Raw genomic sequence first — 15,566 nt, 5'->3', positions numbered from 1 at the left:
AGACATCGGCCTTCTAGTTTGGGGAAAGGATTCAGTCCGGAGACCCCTTTGTCGATTCCGAGCCCGCGGGAATCGGTCCGTACGAGTCGAGTGACGCGGTCGAAACGAGTGGCGATCAAAACTCCGTGACGAGCTTCATGCCGCACGTATCGTAGTCATTCGTCGCCGCCAGACGGCCGGCGTCGGCCTGCTGTTTACGAGCCTCCGGAACCTCACCGTCGTCCTCCGGTCGGTGTATCCGATCGTCTGGTTGCTCGGGTCGGCCGGTTTTGGCGTGCTCTCGGTCGATATCATGTTGATCGTCTATCTGGACCTGCTCACCAAGGTCGGCTTCGGACTGATCGCGCTCACGCGAGCGGGGTCATCGAGGAAACGTACGGAACGCCGTTCCGGACACGACGGCGCAGTCGTCCTGACCGGGGAATCCGCGGAACCCGAATCCTTTTGCCCGGGCCGGACACACGCTCTCGCATGCGTGTCACCTTTCTCGGGACCGGCAGCGCGATGCCGACCGGCGAGCGCTTTCAGGCCGGACTCCTCGTGCAGGACGACGGTCGGACCCTGCTGGTCGACTGCGGGTCCGGCGTTCTCCACCGACTCCAGCAGTCCGGTGTCGGCTACGAGAACGTCTCGACGGTACTTCTGACCCACCATCACCTCGATCACGTCGCCGACCTGTTGCCGCTGATGAAAGCCCGCTGGCTCGCCGGGGAGGAACACCTCGAGGTCGTCGGTCCGCAGGGGACGAAGGCGCTGGTCGACGACCTCCTGTCGGTGTACGACTACCTGCAGGACAAACTCGACCTGCAGGTCCGGGAGGTCGTCCCCGGCGAGTTCTCGGTCGCCGGATTCGACGTCTCGGCCTACGAGACCCGCCACTCGCTGCCGTGTCTGGCCTACCGCTTCGGCGACCTGTTTACGTTCAGCGGCGACAGCGAGGCCTTTGCAGGACTGGCGAACTTCGCGGAGGGGTCGGCGATCCTCGCTCACGACTGTTCGTTCCCGGACGATATCGACGTCTCGAACCATCCGACCCCGGAGACGCTCGGCCGCGAACTGGCGGGCCGCGAGATCGGCCGCGTCTACCTCACCCACCTCTACCCGCACACGGACGGCCGACACGAGGAGATGCTCGAGTCGATCGGTACCCACTACGACGGCGACGTCCGGTTCGCGGAGGACCTGAAGACGGTCACGATCGAGTAGCGGCGTCGACTCGGTTTTCCCTCGAGTGTTGTCGCTGGGATCTTATCAGATAGGTTGTATTTTCTGACGTTCTCTCCAGAAGAGTCGAGGATACTGCTATCGGTCGATATATCGGATTCTGTGACGTTCGTGAAGTTGTAACTAACCTAACACATATAAGCGAACGCGTTTGTAGGATCGTCACAACAGCATGCGCTCTAGCCACGACGGCCCGCTGTCGGAGGCGATTCGATGAGCGTTCCGGACCGGATCGCCGACGTCGTTACCTCCCGTTCGCGTCTCGTTCTCGTCGCGCTTCTCGTGACGACGGCGCTGATCGGTGCGGGGATGCCGATGGTCGACGACGACTCCTCGCTCGAGCAGTTCGAGACCGACTCGCCCGAAGCGCAGGCGATGGCGGAGATCGACGAGCAGTTCGTCGTCGCCGACGAGGAGAACACGACCAGCGTCCAGTTGATCGACAGAGGGGACGGCGAGAACGTTCTCACGCGCGAATCGCTGATCGAGTCCCTCGAGTTCCAGCGGACGCTCAGGGAAAACGAGTCGATCAACGGGACGCTCGTCGACGAGGAGCCGATCATCGGCGTCGAGAACCTCGTCGCGATCACCGCGATCACCGACGAGCGGGTCGCGCAGCTGGAAGCCCGGGGCGAGGAACTCGAACGGCGAGAGCAGCGGCTCAACGCGACGCGCGACCGTCTCGAGGCCGGCATCGACGAGGTTCGCGAGATCCAGCGCGAGTACGAGCGGCTCAACGAGACGACGAACGAAACCACGCCCGAGTACCGGGAGCGGGCGGCGGAACTGGACGCCGAGTACGAGGCCGTTCTCGGGAACGCGACGGCCGATCTGGACGCCGAACAGGCGGCCCAGTACGAGGAGCGTGCCCGGGATGCCCGGGGGATCGAGAGCCGGCTCGCCGAGATCGAACGGACCGCCGACGATCCGGCGTCGGAGCCCGAGTATCAGGACCTGCAGGCCCAACTCGAGGACGTCTACGCCGGGGCGACCATGGGCGTTCTCGAGGACGAGTACGACCGACTCGAGGCGGACCTCGCGGCGTTCGAGCGAGAGCAAGCGGCGCTCGAAGACGGCGACGAGCGGCCGCCGCTCGAGGAACAGATCGCGGCGCTCGAGGACATGGACGACGGGGCGTTCGACGACGTCCTCGAACGAACGCTGTCGGACGACGGGGACGACCGCAACGCGGCGCTTGCGTTCATGCCGTCCTCGTACGAGCCGGGGTCGACGGAGGCGGACGCCCGGATGACCGCGATCACCCAGACGTCGGCCGGCAGCGGGATGGAGATGGGTGGCGTCGGCGACCGGCTTACCGAGAGCCAGATCGACATTCGTGATCTCGCGGCCGACCACGAACACGAGTACGTCGTCTTCGGAGCCGGAATCATCACCGACGAGATCGACCGCTCGATGGGCGACAGCCTCGCGATCGTCGGCCCGCTGGCGTTGCTGTTCGTCGTCGCGGCGTTGCTGATCGCCTACCGCGACCTCCTCGATATCGTCCTCGGCGTCGCGGGGATCGTGACGGTGCTGGTCTGGACGTTCGGCTTTATGGGCTGGACCGGGATCGCGTTCAACCAGATGTTCGTCGCCGTTCCCGTCCTCCTGATCGGCCTTTCGATCGACTACGCGATTCACGTCTTCATGCGCCACCGGGAACAACGCGGGAGCGAGGGGACCGCACGCGGCGTTCGCGGCTCGATGGCGGTCGCGCTTGCCGGCGTCGGCGTCGCGCTCGTCTGGGTGACCGCGACGACCGCGATCGGTTTTCTCGCGAACCTCGTCAGTCCGATCGCTCCGATCCGGGAGTTCGGCGTCGTCAGTTCGTTCGGGATCCTCGCCGCGTTGATCGTCTTCGGCGGCCTGATCCCGGCGGCCAAAGTCGAACTCGATTCGGCACTCGAGGCCCGCGGGTTCGATCGGCACAAGCGCGCGTTCGGAACCGGGGAGAGCCGGTTCAGCGACGCACTCACCGTCGGCGCGGTCGCCGCCAGAAAAGCGCCGATCGTGCTCCTCGTGGCGGTCCTGTTGCTCACCGCCGGCGGCGTCTACGGGGCGAGTCAGGTCGATACCAGCTTCGAGGAGGAGGACTTCCTCGCCGAGAGTCCGCCCGACTGGACCGAGACCCTGCCGGCACCGATGCAACCCGGCGACTATCGGGCGGCCGACGACCTCGAGTATGTCAACGAGAACTTCCAGCGACAGGACTCGCAGGCACAGATCCTCGTCGACGGCGACGTCGCCACCGCCGAGACGATGGCGCGGCTGGATCGGGCACGGGACGAGGCCGTCGCCAGCGACGTTACCTACACCCTTCCGAACGGCGAGGCGGACGTCCGGGGACCGCTGTCGGTGATGGAGGAGACGGCGGGGCAAAACGAGTCGTTCAACGCCTCGTTCACCGCCGCGGACACGGACGGCGACGGCGTCCCGGACCGAAACGTCGCGGAACTGTACGACGAACTGTTCGCGGTCAACGAGGCCGGGGCGAGCGACGTTATCCACCGGACGGCCGACGGCGAGTACGAGTCGGTCCGCTTGCTCGTCGCCGTTCAGGGCGATGCCGCCGTCGACGAAACGACCGCCGAGATGCGCGACATCGCGGCGACGATCGACGCGGGCGACGACGCGGACCGCAACGCCATCGCGACCGGCGATCCGATCGTCACCCACATCGTCGAACAGGACCTGCTCGATACCGTCCTCCAGAGCCTGCTGATCACGCTCGTCGCCGTCTTCGCCTTCCTGACGGTGGCCTACTGGGCGACGGGCAACAGCGCCACGCTCGGGACCGTAACCCTGCTTCCGGTCGCGTTCGCCGTCAGCTGGATCCTCGGAACGATGTACCTCATCGATATGCCGTTCAACGTCCTGACCGGCATGATAACCAGCCTGACGATCGGCCTCGGCGTCGCCTACAGCATCCACATCAGCGCCCGCTACACGCTCGAGTTGGAGCGACAGGGGAACGTCTGGGACGCGATGGAGACGACGGTCACCGGCACCGGCGGGGCGTTGCTCGGCAGCGCGGCGACGACCATCGGCGGGTTCGGAACGCTCGCCTTCGCCATCCTGCCGGTGCTCAGTCAGTTCGGGATCATTACCGGGCTGACGATCACGTACGCGTTTCTCGCCAGCGTGATCGTCCTCCCGACGTTGCTCGTGCTCTGGACGCGGTACTTCGGTCCCGACGTCTCGTTCGAGAAACGACGCGCGCGCCGGACGACCCCGACCGCGAGCGACGGCGGGACGGCGACCGACGCGGGGACGAGTGCCGACGGTTCGGAGGCGTCCCGGCTGCCCGGTGGTGACGACGAATGAGCGTCGACGAACCCGACGCCGTCGATGCCTTCGAGCGGCTCGGGTTGACCAGCTACGAGGCCAAAGTCTTCATCGCGCTCCACCGGCTCGGGTCGGGAACGGCACGGGACGTCGCCCGTGTCGCCGACGTCCCCCGCTCGCAGGTCTACAGCGTCGCCGACAACCTCGCGGAGCGGGGACTGCTCGAGATCCAGCACTCGAGTCCGATCCGCTACCGGCCGGTCAGCGTCGAGGAGGCCCGGACGACCCTGCGAGAGCGGTTCGAGCGCGAACAGGAGCGTGCCTTCGAGTACGTTGATGCAGTCAAACGGGAGTCGGCCGGCGAGGAAACACAAGAGGACATCTGGACGATCAGGGGCCGGGATCGGATCGACGACCGCGTCGTCGAACTCCTCTCGAACGCCGACGATCGACTCGTCTTCGGAACACGACTCCCGGAGTTCGTTCCCGAACGGATCGAACGGACGCTCGCGTCGCGGGCGGCCGCCGGCGTTTCGGTGCTCGCCGTCAGCCAGAACCCCTCGATTCGGGACCGGCTCGGGTCGCTCGAGGGCGTCTCGAGCGAATCGCCGCCGGCCCACCGCGAGGACGATCGGCGGTCCGGCCGGATCGTCATCGCCGACGACGACGGGATCCTGCTGAGCGTGATCGACGACGAGGGCTGTGAGACCGCCATCTGGAGTTCGGAATCGGTGTTCGCCGCCGTTTTGATCCAACTGATCGAGGCCAGCGCCGAAACGCCGTCGTAATGTGGGGGCCGATCGAATCGGCGGAGGACCGACCTCATCGGGCTTCGAGGATCGCCCGGACGTTGTTGGACACGGCGGCGACGCCGACCGCGGCGAGCCCGGCCGGGACGAGGAATCGAATGCGGTACCCCTCGAGCGCGGCGTAGCCGACGTAGCAGACGCCGAGGAGGCCGGCCTTGAAAAGTCCGAACCGCCACGTCGACGGCGGGTCGCCGAGTATCGCCCGGACCAGCGGCTGTCCCTCCTCGAGACCGTCGTACTCGAGCCCTGCGTGCGTCGAAACCAGATCGCCGACGCCGTACCAGAGCACGGCCAGCGCCCACAGCAGGGAGTTCACGACCGGGGGCTACGGACACGGACGCCGTAGCAGTTCCGGCCCCGCCTGCTCACTCGAGGCGATACCGCAACAGCGCCGCGATGCCGCCGAGGTTCGAGAGCTGTTGGCCGGGCGGGAACTCGCTCGAGAAGACCGTCACGTCGCCGCCTTTCTGCTCGGTCGTGCGGACGATCTCGTCGACGTCGACGTCCCACTCGCCGTCGGGACCCCGTTCCTTCCGCAGGCGGTCGTCGAGCACGAGCAGGCGATCGATCGCGCCGAACTCGGCGGCTTTCTCGACTTCTTCGGGGCCGTAGGCGGCTTTCGCCCCCTGTGCGATGCGTTCGGTGAGTTCGTCGATGTACTCGGCCTCGCTTTCGATGCGGGTCTCCTGCTGGACGTCCGCGACGGCACCGCGTTTGAGCACCTCGTGGACCCCGCGGTCGCCGACGCTTGCCGTGTCGACCATCGTGATCGACTCGACGAGATCGGGGTGGTTCTCCTCGAGGTGCTTGTAGGCGTCCTGTTTCGTAAAGCCGGGGCCGGCGAGGATGACCGCGTCGGCGTCCTGCCGCTCGAGGACGGCACCGAGTTCCGAGAACAGCTCCGAGCGCTCGCGGGCGTACTCGCCTTTGCCCGTGGGACCGGTGATCGTCGCCCGTTCTTCGGTGCCGTACTGGGCGACCGTATGGACGTGGGCCTGTCCCTCCTCGACGGTCGCGATGGCGACGTCCGGGTTCTCGGTCGCTTCCTCGGCCTCCTCGAGGCGGGCCTCCTGATCGGGCTTGAACCGCTTCTCGATCGAGAGTTCGTCGCGCTCCTCGACGTTCAGCGTGTGGTGAAAGCCGAGTTGGTCTTCGCGCGAGCAGGCGACGATCTCGCCGCCGACCCGCAGCCGGTTGGCGAACTTGTGGAACTCGACGTCATCGACGGCGATGGCAACCCACATGTGCTCGCGCTCGCCGCCGGTATCGCGCATCTGGTCGTCGTTGCGCTGGATCCGCCGGGTCGTATCGCCCGCGACCCGATCGCCGGGCTCGAGGACGTACTGCAAATGCCAGAGGTCGTCGACGCTCTCGGGGACGACGGTCACCCGAACGCGGCCGCCCTCGACCTGTTCCCGGTCTTTGATCTGCATGGGCGTGGCTTCTCGCGGTGACGGTAAGTGGGCTGCGATCCCGCGTTCGCGTCCGTCTCCCGTCTCGCGTCGGTTTCTCGCCGTCGAAGTTGACACAGTTAGGGGTCAGTCGTATCTCAATTGCGTGTCAATATATAGCATGAAGCTCGCACACGTTACGCTTTTCGAAGACTTCGGAACGCGCTCGCTCGCGATCCACGCGCTCATGGCGCTTGCGTTCGTCAACGCCGTTCTGGTCGGGCTGTTCGTCGAGGGGAAACTCGGTCTCGTCTCGTTCGTCGCGCTGCTCAACCTCACCGCAGGACTGTGGGTCGCTCATTCGATCCACTCGCTCGGGAACGTCGCCGGCGGCGACGAGTACGACGGGGTCCTGAACGAACTGCTGGATATCGGTGGCGATGACGCCGGACAGGGACTCGATACCGGCCGGTTCGGTCGCCTCCTCGCGCTGATCGCGGCCGTGACGGCAGTGTCGCTGCTGACCTCCGCACAGGTCCTCCCGGGATCGGTGCTCCCGATCGCCGTCGTCGCCGTCGGCAGCATCGCCCTCGTGACTGCGATCATCGGGTTCTTGATCGCTCTCGGGGCGTCGTACGACGAGAGCCAACGGCAGTGGGCCGATCGGATCGAGCACAACGCGGATCCCGGAGACGTCGACGGCTGATACCGGGTCGGCTTCGGTTTCCTGTTGGTGTCGATCGGCGTCCTGTCGAGAGATGAACGCTCGAGTATCTCGAGTCGCTCGTTCGGCACACCCGATCGCACGGCAACTGTGCGATCGGCGTAGAACCACCGCCACTTACTCGCTTTTCCGTCCCGCCGCTGGACGGCCGTTCGTCGTTCTTACTCCCGTGGTGTCTCGGGCTCGTCCCCGTCGGCCTGCATCGCATCGGCCCCGGACTCGTCGGGTGACTGGACCGTGCTATCCGCACCCGCGTCGGCGGTCGACTGTCGGCCCTGCGTCCCGAACGCGAGATAGATCATGAACGCGACGGCACCGATCAGCGCCACGACCACGACCGCAGTGATCCCGGCCGTCGGTTCGACCTGCAACGGCTCGAGGTGGCCGATCGCTCCGGCTATCGAACCCACCATACGGAAACTACTGGCGCCGGCCACATCAGGGTTCGTCCGAATACGATCGGTATCGGACTGCGTTACTCCTCGGCGATCCGACTCCCGCCCGGCGGCATGAAATGCTGGATGCGGTCCGGGCTGGCGATCTTGCGGACGAACGTCTCGTCCTCGAACCGCTCACGGAATCGCCGGTACAGCCGCTTTGCCGCGTCGGCCTGTGCGTACCGGCCGGGTTCGAGTTCGATCGTCGTCACCGCCTTCCCCTCGATAGCCGACGGCGGGCCGCCGATGACGCGAGTGTACGGCTCACACTGGATGCCGACGGCGGCACCGACCGGCGTATCGCGGTAGTAGGTCCGATCGCCCCGGATCGCGAACCCGCCTTTCTCGAGGTACTCGCCGCTTTCGGGGGTCTTGGTCACCTGATCCGAATCGACGGCGTACACGTCGCCCGCGTAGCGGCCGTCCTTCCAGACCGACGAGTACGAGACCGCGAACTGGGCGGCCTCCTCGATGCTCGATTCGGGCAGTTCGATGTCGCTCGAGGAGGCCTCGCTGGGATCGGTCGCCTTCAAGACGGTGACGGGACCGCCGTGGGCCTGCGTGTGGAGGACTTTGTCGCCCGGCTCGAGGTACTTCTTGACGAGTTCCTCGTTCTGATCGGCGTCGCGGCCGCCGATCACGAGGTAGCCGTCGCTCGTGTGGAACCACCGGAAGCGGTCGTACCACGGTTCGTTCTCGCGGATCGGGACGGAGGGCTCGGCGAGCCAGTCCCGCTCGTCTTCTTCCTCGTCTTCGTCGGCGTCGTCCCCGTCGCCGTCGTCGGCTTCCCACTCGTCGCGGCGGCGCTTGACCGCCTCGAGATCTTCGCGGGTGTCCTCGATGGCCGCCAGCGCGCCTTCCTTTTTCTCCTCGACGCGCTTTGCCTCGGTGTAGAGTCGATCGGCGTTCTGTTCGACGCCGTCGCGGGCGACGAGGTCGATCCGCTCGCCGTCGAGGTCGACGGTGATCGTTCCCTCGCTACCGTCGACGTCGACGACCGCCTCGGCGGCCTCGATGCCGCGCTCGGCTCCCTCCTCGAAGCGGGCTTCGATCTCGTCCCACGAGCGATCCCGCTCGCGAGCCTCCCGGACCGTCGAGAGGATGTCGTCGACCAGTCCGTACTCGGCGTACAGCAGTTCGGCCTGCTCCCGGAGCGAGTCGGCCTCCTGCTCGAACCCTTCGATGGCTCCCTGCTGTTGCTCGATGATCCGCTCGTGTTTGGCGATCTCCGCCTCGAAGTCTGGGCGCTGGTCGGTCGGGTCCGGTTCTTCCTCGTCCTCGAGCTCGAGCCGGAAGAAGTAGTCGTCGAGCGCCGCTAGGAACGACTCGTATGGCTCCCCGGCCAGTTCGACGTGTTCCTCGAGCGGGAACGGGGTGACGTCGACGACGCGGTCGGCGTCGTCTCCCTCCTCGTCTCCGTCGGCCTCGAGGTACAGCCGCGGATCGAAGTTCCCGTTCCGGATGTCCAGTGCGAGCCGTTCGATCGCCTCGTAAAGTCGTCCGTAAACGTCTTCGTCGGCGTCCTCGATGTCCAGTCCCTTCTCGACGCCGGCGCGCGTACAGAGTTCCTCGGCGTAGAGCCCGCCGAAGTTGAGCTGGGTCGCAAGCGTCCGGACGACGTCCGTATCGGAGTCGTCCATCTCCCGCTCGAAGGTCTCCCGGGAGACCGTCAGCGGATTGGTCCGGCTCTCGGGGAACTCGTAGCGCGAGCCCGGGACGACGGTCCGGGATTTCAGGCGGACGGTCTCGAGGCAGTCGATGACCTCGTACTCGCCGTCGGTGACGGCGACGTTGCCCTGGCCGAACAGTTCGACGATGATCCGGGTGGTGCCGTCCTCGCGCTCGAAGACGAACTCGAGGATGCGGTCGAACTCGTACTGGGAGACGCCGACGAAGTCGGCACCAGACAGCCGGTTTCTGAGCATCATCGCGAACTGCGGCGGTCGGCCGGGGGCGTCGGGAACCCGCTCGGGTGCGACCGTGTGTGCGCGTTTGACCTCGCCGACCTCGAGGACCAGTTCGATGCGGCCGCGATCGAAGTCCCGCATCTTGAGTCGCACGAGGTCGTCGCCGTAGAGATAGGCCTTGTCGACCTTCGCGCCCTCGTAGGCCCCGAACTCCTCGACGAGGGCGGCGAGGTCGACGCTGGTGAGCTCCCGCTTTGAATCCATACCTCCAACTGCCCGGCGCTGTCAAAAAGACGTGTCGCTCCCGGTTGCCGCTCGGGTTCGCGTCGCCGCCCGTCCGCCCGCGGTCGGAAAGGCTAATCCGGACCGATCCATTGAACGCACACATGAACGACGCTGTCGTCGAATCGTCGCTCGAGCGGACCCGTTCCTCAGGCAGTTCCGTCAACGGGGGTCGTCGATACCCATGACCGCAGCGCAGGCCCACGGCTGGACCGACGTCTACGAGATCCCGTCCTTCTTCGATCGACTCGAGGAAGCCGGCGGCATCCCGGTGTTGGATCTGGTCGAGGAGCTGACCGCCGAGGGCGCGGCCGACATCGAGATCGACGCCGACGGCGTCGTCTATCACGACCGGGGCATTCGCGTTCCCGGCTACGACGCCACGTTCGTCCACGAACCATCCGGCTCCCGTGGGCGGCCCGCCTTCAGCGTCGAGGTCGATTCCGTCGGGCCGCGCAACACCTGGGCGGTGTTCGACCGGACGCTGTCCTGGGACGTCTATCTCCTTCGAACACAGGGGATGGCGGCCGTCGCCTGGTTGAGCGACGAGGAGTACCGGATCGAGGAGGCCGAGCAGTTCGCGACGAAACGGGACGCGGTCGCCGCGGGTCGGTTCTCGTTCGGCGTCTACCTCTATGCCGGCGAGGACTGGCAGGAGCGGAAGGACCGAATCGAGCGGACCAACGCACCCGCGTATCTCCGCAGCGAGGACGGATCGATCATGCTGCCCTCGACCCAATCGGAGTTCTACGAGTACGTAAACTCGACCCCAACCGAGTTCCGCACCAGCGGCGGCAGCGACCAGTCGTATCTGGGTATCCTCGAACTCGAGATCACGATCGACTGACCGCCATCCGGTCGGTTCCGGATCGACCGGCGACGGTCTCAGAACTCGACCGCGCCGATCCACGTCTCGTCCCCGCAGTGCCGACACTCGAAGGTCGTCTCGTACTGTTCACACCGCTCGTGTACGCCACGACCACACGTCTCGCAGTAGTGGACCCGTTCGTCGTCGATGCTCGTTCCACAGACCGTACAGCGTGTTCCAACTTTCATGATTGGTGCTAACACACCCCACTCTTAGTCGTAGATCGATCGAGCGACACCAAAAGCCTAGGGACTGGTCGGTGCGGGAACCGGTCGGCAACCGCGACGATCGGTGACGGCGGTGATCCCGCCGATTGAAGTGCAAGCGGACCCCGCTCCCGGGTATGAACGAGACGCGACGATCGATCCTCGAGTCGCTGTCCGACGGTCCGGTGTCGGGACCCGACCTCGCCGACGCACTCGGGGTATCGCGGGCCGCCGTCTGGAAACACATCGACGCGCTCCGTGACGTGGGGTTCGAGATCGACAGCGGGCCGGACGGCTACGAACTCACGGCGGTGACGGCGTACAACGGTCCGACGGTCGAGTACGGACTCGAGGCCCCGTTTACCGTCGAATACCACGATTCCGTCGGGAGCACGAACGATCTGGCCCGAACGCGGGCGACCGAGGGGGCCGCGGACGTGGTCGTGCTCGCGGACGAACAGACCGGGGGACGGGGTCGCCTCGAGCGCGAGTGGGAAGCGCCGTCGGGCGGCGTCTGGGCGAGCATCGTGACACGACCGGCGATCGCGCCGCCGCAGGCACCGCTGTATACGCTCGCCACTGCGGTCGCGACCGCCCGGGCCGTCCGGGAAGCGGGCGTCGACGCGCGGATCAAGTGGCCCAACGACGTGGTCGTCCCGACCGGCGACGACGGCGGGTACCGAAAGCTCGCGGGCGTTCTCACGGAAATGGAGGGCGAGACGGATCGTATCGAGTGGCTCGTCGTCGGGGTCGGCCTCAACGCGAACGTCGACGCCGCGACCCTCCCGGCGGGTGCCACGAGCATCCGCGACGAAGCGGGCGACGTCGATCGGCGACGGTTCGTCCAGCGGCTTCTCGAGACGTTCGACGACTACCGGACCGACCTCGAGACCGTGGTTCCGGACTGGCGCGAACTGACGCTGACGCTGGGCCAGCGCGTTCGGATCGACCGCCCCGGTGGCGAACTCGTCGGCGACGCCGTCGACGTCACCGACTCGGGGGCGCTCGTGCTCGAGACCGACGACGGCCGTGTCACCGTTTCCGCGGGCGATTGCGAGCACCTCCGTCCCGTCTGACTGCCGGCGATTACTCGACGGCGACGCGTGGCTCGTCGGGTTGTTCGTCCGTCGCCTCCGAATCGACGTGGACCGTAAGCACCGGGACCGGCGCTCGCCGGACCACCCGCTCCGTGACGCTCCCGAGAAGGAGTCGATCGATCCCGCCGCGACCGTGCGTTCCCATCACGACCAGATCACAGACTTCGGGCGAGGCTTCGTCGACGATCACTCGACTGGGAACGCCCTCGAGAATCGCCGTTTCGACGTCGATATCGCCGGGCGCGAGTTCCTCGACCCGACCGATCGCGGCCTCGCCCTCCCGACGGAGCGCGTCGCTGATCCCTTCCCAGGCGGTCTCCATCGGTAACCCTCCGTACCCGGTCGTGTTGACGACGTAGATCGCCCGGATCGTCGCGTCGTGGGTGTGTGCGAGATCGAACGCGTACTCGAGGGCGCGCTCGACTTCCGAGGAGCCGTCGGTCGGGACGAGGATACGGTCGTACATCGTGCGATATGATAACGTAGTTCGCGACGCTATAATAACGTTGTCGTGAAAACGCCGCCCCTCACGTCGACGTACGTCCGAAGACGACCTCGCGGATGTCGTCGACGCCGGCCCGCCGAACCACGGCCCGGACCGGATCGCGCGCGCCGGCGAGGTTGTCCGAGTCGCCGTCGAGGACCAGCAGTCGGGCCTCCCGACCCGGCTCGATCACCCCGTACTCGAGGTCGGCGATGTCGGCCCCGTGTACCGTCGCCATCCGGAGGATTTCGTCGGCGGGCAGCTCCGAGAGTTTGGCGAGAAACTCCATCTCGCGGAACATCGACGGCGAGTTGAGCATCACGTTGTCGGTCCCGAGCGCGAGCGTCGTCCGCTCGGCCAGTTCCGCGTACGGCGACAGGCCGACGCCGGTTACGAGGTTCGAGCGCGGACAGACGACGACCGGCACGGCCTCGTCGTCGATCCGCTCGAGGTGTGCCGGCTCCGGATGGACGACGTGGACGAGAAAGTCCGGTTCCAGATCGAGCGCCGGGTCGATGTCGCTCGCGTCGACCTCGCCGGCGTGGATGCCGAAGGGCTTGTCCGCCTCCCGGGTCGCCGTCCGCTCGCGGCCGAACTCGTCGTCGTTCGCTCCGCTCGCACCGAACCCGTCGCCTTCGTGCATCGCGTCGACCGACCCCCGGGCGAACGAGAGCGCGTCGACCTCGAGTCCGGCCGCCGCGTCCGCGAGCATGCGAACGCCGGACACGTCGCCCTCGCGGAAATCGAGACAGGCCGCCGTGCCGCTTTGCTGCATGAACCGCAGCGATCGCTCCATCGCGGCGACGAGTTCCTCGCGGTCGGCGTTCCGGAGCAGCCGGTGTTTCAGCCCGTCCGGCGGCGCGACCAGTTCCTCGAGCGAGAGGCCCCCGCCTGCTTCCTTCGCGATCGAGTCCCCGATGTGGGTGTGGGCGTTGACAAACGCCGGGACGATGATGTCGGTACTGTCGACCGACTCCGCCTCGACGGCCTCGACCCGGCCGTCCTCGTCGACGACTACCCGTCCCTCGATGGGCTCGAACTCGCGTCCACGCAGTATCGTGCCGGTTCGTTCCATAGCGGACTGTTCGTGGGTAGTTCCTTCAACGGTTCGACGTGGAACTCCCGGCCGTCCTAGTCGACGAACTGATCGAGCGTCGCGTCGAGCCCGTTGCGAACCTCGCTAACCAGCGCCCCGTCGATATCGAGTCCGAGCACGTCGACGGCGGCCCGCCCCACCTGCTCGCGCAGGTCCCGGGGCGAGTAGACGCCCAGTCGCCACTGCGAGTACTGGGCCGCCCGGAGCGCCTCGACCAGCGGCGACTGCTGCTCGAGCCGCCGGATGTCGCCGTTTACCATCACGCGCGAGGTCGACTCCGTCATCGACGGCCGACCGGGAACGTCGAGGATCACGTGCTCTCGATCGACGCCCGCTTCGGCGGCGATTTCGCGCTCGAACGCCCGGATCGATTCGTGGTCGGCCTCGATGACGCCGCCGGGGACGTCGTCGATCTCGGCCCAGACGGCTCGCTTGAACAATGCCCGCCGATCCAGCCGTCGGGAGAACTCGCTGGTCGCCGCACACGAACGCAGGGCCACGATCAGGTCGGCGTCGTCCATCCGCTGCAGCGTTTCGGCGTCGACGTCGGCGTCCGGCGACTCGAGCAGCCGTTCGCCGGCCCGCCGAAGCATCGCCTTGCTGATCCGGGCGACGCTGTGGCTGTAGACGGTCGGGTTCATCAGCGCCCGCGCGACAAGCAGGCTCTCGGCCGTCTGGACGTTCCCTTCGTCCAGGACGAGTTCTCCGTCGACGAAGGTCAGTTCCCTGACCAGCCGTCCGTGATCGATCGTTCCGTAGGGAACGCCCGTGTGGTGGGCATCCCGAACGAGGTAGTCCATCCGATCGACGTCGAGTTCGCCAGAAACGAGCTGTCCGAACCGGCCCTCGCCGGCGACGAGGCCGGCGACGATGTCGGGTTCGAGGTCGTGGGCGCGCAACACGTCGCCGACCTCGCCGTCCGCGAGCAGGTCGTGGACGTCGTCGTGATAGCGGCCCGTTCGGCGGTAGGTCAACGACTCGAGGTTGTGGCTGAAGGGGCCGTGCCCGACGTCGTGTAGCAACGCGGCCGCCTGTACCCGGTCGGCCTGTTTTCCGCCGACGCCGAGGTGCTCGAGGGCCTGACAGGCGAGGTGGTAGACGCCGAGGCTGTGTTCGAAGCGGGTGTGATTGGCGGAGGGATAGACCAGCGAGACGGTCCCGAGTTGGCTGATCCGCCGGAGCCGTTGGACCGCCGGCGTATCGAGCAACTCGCGGGCGACGCCGTCGACAGCGATGTGATCGTGAACGCTGTCCTTGATCGTCTTCATATCCCCTGTTTTTGCGCTATCGTGGAAAAGCTGTCGTCGCAGTTACGGGTCGGTCGACCGCCAGTCCTTTTATCGGCGGTTTCGAACGGCCGGTATGACAGCCCCACAGCTCATGACGGTCGCGCTGTTCGTGATCGTGATCCTCTGTCTGATCGCGCTGTTGTACATCTCGACCCAGTGGGAGGAGTAGCCGGCGGATCGATCCCCGTCCCTGTCAGTGGGTGCAAAGGAGTAGTTTGTCGCCGGTCCGTGCGAGACAGAAGGGGCGCTCCGGCGGCACGTCGAACGTGGCCGTTCGTCGCTCGGTGACGAACAGGCGGTCGAACGCGGCGTCACACGCGGGACACCGGAGGCCGTCCCGGTTCTCGAGGGTCCGCGTCTCGCCCGAGTCCTTCAACAGCTTGAGTTTCGACCGATAGTCGTGGATGCTGAACCCGTCCGCGAGGTCGATCCGGCTCATACCAGTATCGACGCCCGGTCGTGCACAT

15 protein-coding genes and 1 pseudogene are annotated in these 15,566 nt (G+C 66.5%); 7 read left to right on the top strand and 9 right to left on the bottom strand.

Annotated elements, in window-relative coordinates; translation table 11 throughout:
- Positions 1 to 148: 148 nt before the first annotated feature.
- The 4 genes and pseudogenes from TX80_RS19920 to TX80_RS02420 all read left to right on the top strand — a co-directional run.
- Positions 149 to 292, top strand: a pseudogene (locus TX80_RS19920) (bacteriorhodopsin); the annotation flags it as partial.
- 179 nt (positions 293 to 471) lie between these two features.
- The gene (locus TX80_RS02430) at positions 472 to 1,206 is read left to right on the top strand and encodes an MBL fold metallo-hydrolase (protein ID WP_049921280.1); all 735 of its coding nucleotides are present in this window, start codon (positions 472 to 474) and stop codon (positions 1,204 to 1,206) included.
- Between the two features lie 231 nt (positions 1,207 to 1,437).
- Positions 1,438 to 4,548, top strand: coding sequence for an MMPL family transporter (locus tag TX80_RS02425; RefSeq protein ID WP_049921279.1), 3,111 nt, complete (start codon positions 1,438 to 1,440; stop codon positions 4,546 to 4,548).
- On the top strand, positions 4,545 to 5,297 hold the full coding sequence (locus TX80_RS02420; RefSeq protein WP_049921278.1) for a TrmB family transcriptional regulator: 753 nt from the start codon (positions 4,545 to 4,547) through the stop codon (positions 5,295 to 5,297). Before TX80_RS02425 ends, TX80_RS02420 begins: the two co-directional genes overlap by 4 nt.
- Positions 5,298 to 5,331: 34 nt before the next feature.
- On the opposite strand, the gene TX80_RS02415 is transcribed toward TX80_RS02420, so the two are convergent.
- Positions 5,332 to 5,634 carry a hypothetical protein gene (locus TX80_RS02415; protein ID WP_049921277.1) on the bottom strand — a complete coding sequence of 101 codons (303 nt, stop codon included), beginning with the start codon at positions 5,632 to 5,634 and terminating at the stop codon, positions 5,332 to 5,334.
- Between the two features lie 49 nt (positions 5,635 to 5,683).
- Positions 5,684 to 6,751 (bottom strand): mRNA surveillance protein pelota, encoded by a 1,068-nt coding sequence (locus TX80_RS02410; RefSeq protein WP_049921276.1) that lies wholly within the window; start codon positions 6,749 to 6,751, stop codon positions 5,684 to 5,686.
- 139 nt (positions 6,752 to 6,890) lie between these two features.
- On the opposite strand from TX80_RS02410, the gene TX80_RS02405 reads away from it, so the two are divergent.
- Entirely contained in the window at positions 6,891 to 7,415 is a 525-nt protein-coding gene (locus TX80_RS02405) for a hypothetical protein (protein WP_049921275.1), read from the top strand.
- A gap of 179 nt (positions 7,416 to 7,594) precedes the next feature.
- Here TX80_RS02405 and TX80_RS02400 read toward each other — a convergent pair whose 3' ends face one another.
- Positions 7,595 to 7,846, bottom strand: coding sequence for a hypothetical protein (locus TX80_RS02400; RefSeq protein ID WP_049921274.1), 252 nt, complete (start codon positions 7,844 to 7,846; stop codon positions 7,595 to 7,597).
- 62 nt (positions 7,847 to 7,908) lie between these two features.
- A complete protein-coding gene (gene rqcH / locus TX80_RS02395; RefSeq protein WP_049921273.1) occupies positions 7,909 to 10,041 on the bottom strand; it encodes a ribosome rescue protein RqcH in 2,133 nt (710 codons plus the stop codon).
- A 202-nt stretch (positions 10,042 to 10,243) separates the two neighbouring features.
- Between rqcH and TX80_RS02390 the strand changes: the two genes are divergently transcribed.
- The gene (locus TX80_RS02390) at positions 10,244 to 10,906 is read left to right on the top strand and encodes a hypothetical protein (protein WP_049921272.1); all 663 of its coding nucleotides are present in this window, start codon (positions 10,244 to 10,246) and stop codon (positions 10,904 to 10,906) included.
- A 38-nt stretch (positions 10,907 to 10,944) separates the two neighbouring features.
- On the opposite strand, the gene TX80_RS19265 is transcribed toward TX80_RS02390, so the two are convergent.
- Positions 10,945 to 11,115: a hypothetical protein gene (locus TX80_RS19265; RefSeq protein ID WP_195893017.1), complete on the bottom strand. Its 171-nt coding sequence runs from the start codon at positions 11,113 to 11,115 to the stop codon at positions 10,945 to 10,947.
- Positions 11,116 to 11,270: 155 nt separating this feature from the next.
- Between TX80_RS19265 and TX80_RS02385 the strand changes: the two genes are divergently transcribed.
- A complete protein-coding gene (locus TX80_RS02385; protein ID WP_049921271.1) occupies positions 11,271 to 12,209 on the top strand; it encodes a biotin--[acetyl-CoA-carboxylase] ligase in 939 nt (312 codons plus the stop codon).
- A 10-nt stretch (positions 12,210 to 12,219) separates the two neighbouring features.
- On the opposite strand, the gene TX80_RS02380 is transcribed toward TX80_RS02385, so the two are convergent.
- The 4 genes from TX80_RS02380 to TX80_RS02365 all read right to left on the bottom strand — a co-directional run bounded on the left by TX80_RS02380 (position 12,220) and on the right by TX80_RS02365 (position 15,538).
- The gene (locus TX80_RS02380; protein ID WP_049921270.1) at positions 12,220 to 12,696 is read right to left on the bottom strand and encodes a universal stress protein; all 477 of its coding nucleotides are present in this window, start codon (positions 12,694 to 12,696) and stop codon (positions 12,220 to 12,222) included.
- A 61-nt stretch (positions 12,697 to 12,757) separates the two neighbouring features.
- Positions 12,758 to 13,789: an amidohydrolase family protein gene (locus TX80_RS02375; RefSeq protein ID WP_049921269.1), complete on the bottom strand. Its 1,032-nt coding sequence runs from the start codon at positions 13,787 to 13,789 to the stop codon at positions 12,758 to 12,760.
- A 56-nt stretch (positions 13,790 to 13,845) separates the two neighbouring features.
- The gene (locus TX80_RS02370; RefSeq protein ID WP_049921268.1) at positions 13,846 to 15,078 is read right to left on the bottom strand and encodes an HD domain-containing protein; all 1,233 of its coding nucleotides are present in this window, start codon (positions 15,076 to 15,078) and stop codon (positions 13,846 to 13,848) included.
- A gap of 214 nt (positions 15,079 to 15,292) precedes the next feature.
- The gene (locus TX80_RS02365; protein ID WP_049921267.1) at positions 15,293 to 15,538 is read right to left on the bottom strand and encodes a DUF7385 family protein; all 246 of its coding nucleotides are present in this window, start codon (positions 15,536 to 15,538) and stop codon (positions 15,293 to 15,295) included.
- Positions 15,539 to 15,566: the final 28 nt, after the last annotated feature.

It is taken from the genome of Halopiger djelfimassiliensis (genome assembly GCF_000455365.1).
Taxonomy (GTDB): Archaea; Halobacteriota; Halobacteria; order Halobacteriales; family Natrialbaceae; genus Halopiger_B; species Halopiger_B djelfimassiliensis.
The sequence above is the reverse complement of the archived record's forward strand: the minus strand, read 5'-3'. Positions and strand labels throughout refer to the sequence as shown.

Coding starts and splice junctions, on each gene's coding strand:
- TX80_RS02405 (WP_049921275.1), top strand. CDS start 6,891: ATGAAGCTCGCACACGTTACGCTTTTCGAAGACTTCGGAACGCGCTCG.
- rqcH (WP_049921273.1), bottom strand. CDS start 10,041: ATGGATTCAAAGCGGGAGCTCACCAGCGTCGACCTCGCCGCCCTCGTC.
- TX80_RS02425 (WP_049921279.1), top strand. CDS start 1,438: ATGAGCGTTCCGGACCGGATCGCCGACGTCGTTACCTCCCGTTCGCGT.
- TX80_RS02380 (WP_049921270.1), bottom strand. CDS start 12,696: ATGTACGACCGTATCCTCGTCCCGACCGACGGCTCCTCGGAAGTCGAG.
- TX80_RS02385 (WP_049921271.1), top strand. CDS start 11,271: ATGAACGAGACGCGACGATCGATCCTCGAGTCGCTGTCCGACGGTCCG.
- TX80_RS19265 (WP_195893017.1), bottom strand. CDS start 11,115: ATGAAAGTTGGAACACGCTGTACGGTCTGTGGAACGAGCATCGACGAC.
- TX80_RS02375 (WP_049921269.1), bottom strand. CDS start 13,789: ATGGAACGAACCGGCACGATACTGCGTGGACGCGAGTTCGAGCCCATC.
- TX80_RS02370 (WP_049921268.1), bottom strand. CDS start 15,078: ATGAAGACGATCAAGGACAGCGTTCACGATCACATCGCTGTCGACGGC.
- TX80_RS02420 (WP_049921278.1), top strand. CDS start 4,545: ATGAGCGTCGACGAACCCGACGCCGTCGATGCCTTCGAGCGGCTCGGG.
- TX80_RS02410 (WP_049921276.1), bottom strand. CDS start 6,751: ATGCAGATCAAAGACCGGGAACAGGTCGAGGGCGGCCGCGTTCGGGTG.
- TX80_RS02430 (WP_049921280.1), top strand. CDS start 472: ATGCGTGTCACCTTTCTCGGGACCGGCAGCGCGATGCCGACCGGCGAG.
- TX80_RS02400 (WP_049921274.1), bottom strand. CDS start 7,846: ATGGTGGGTTCGATAGCCGGAGCGATCGGCCACCTCGAGCCGTTGCAG.
- TX80_RS02390 (WP_049921272.1), top strand. CDS start 10,244: ATGACCGCAGCGCAGGCCCACGGCTGGACCGACGTCTACGAGATCCCG.
- TX80_RS02365 (WP_049921267.1), bottom strand. CDS start 15,538: ATGAGCCGGATCGACCTCGCGGACGGGTTCAGCATCCACGACTATCGG.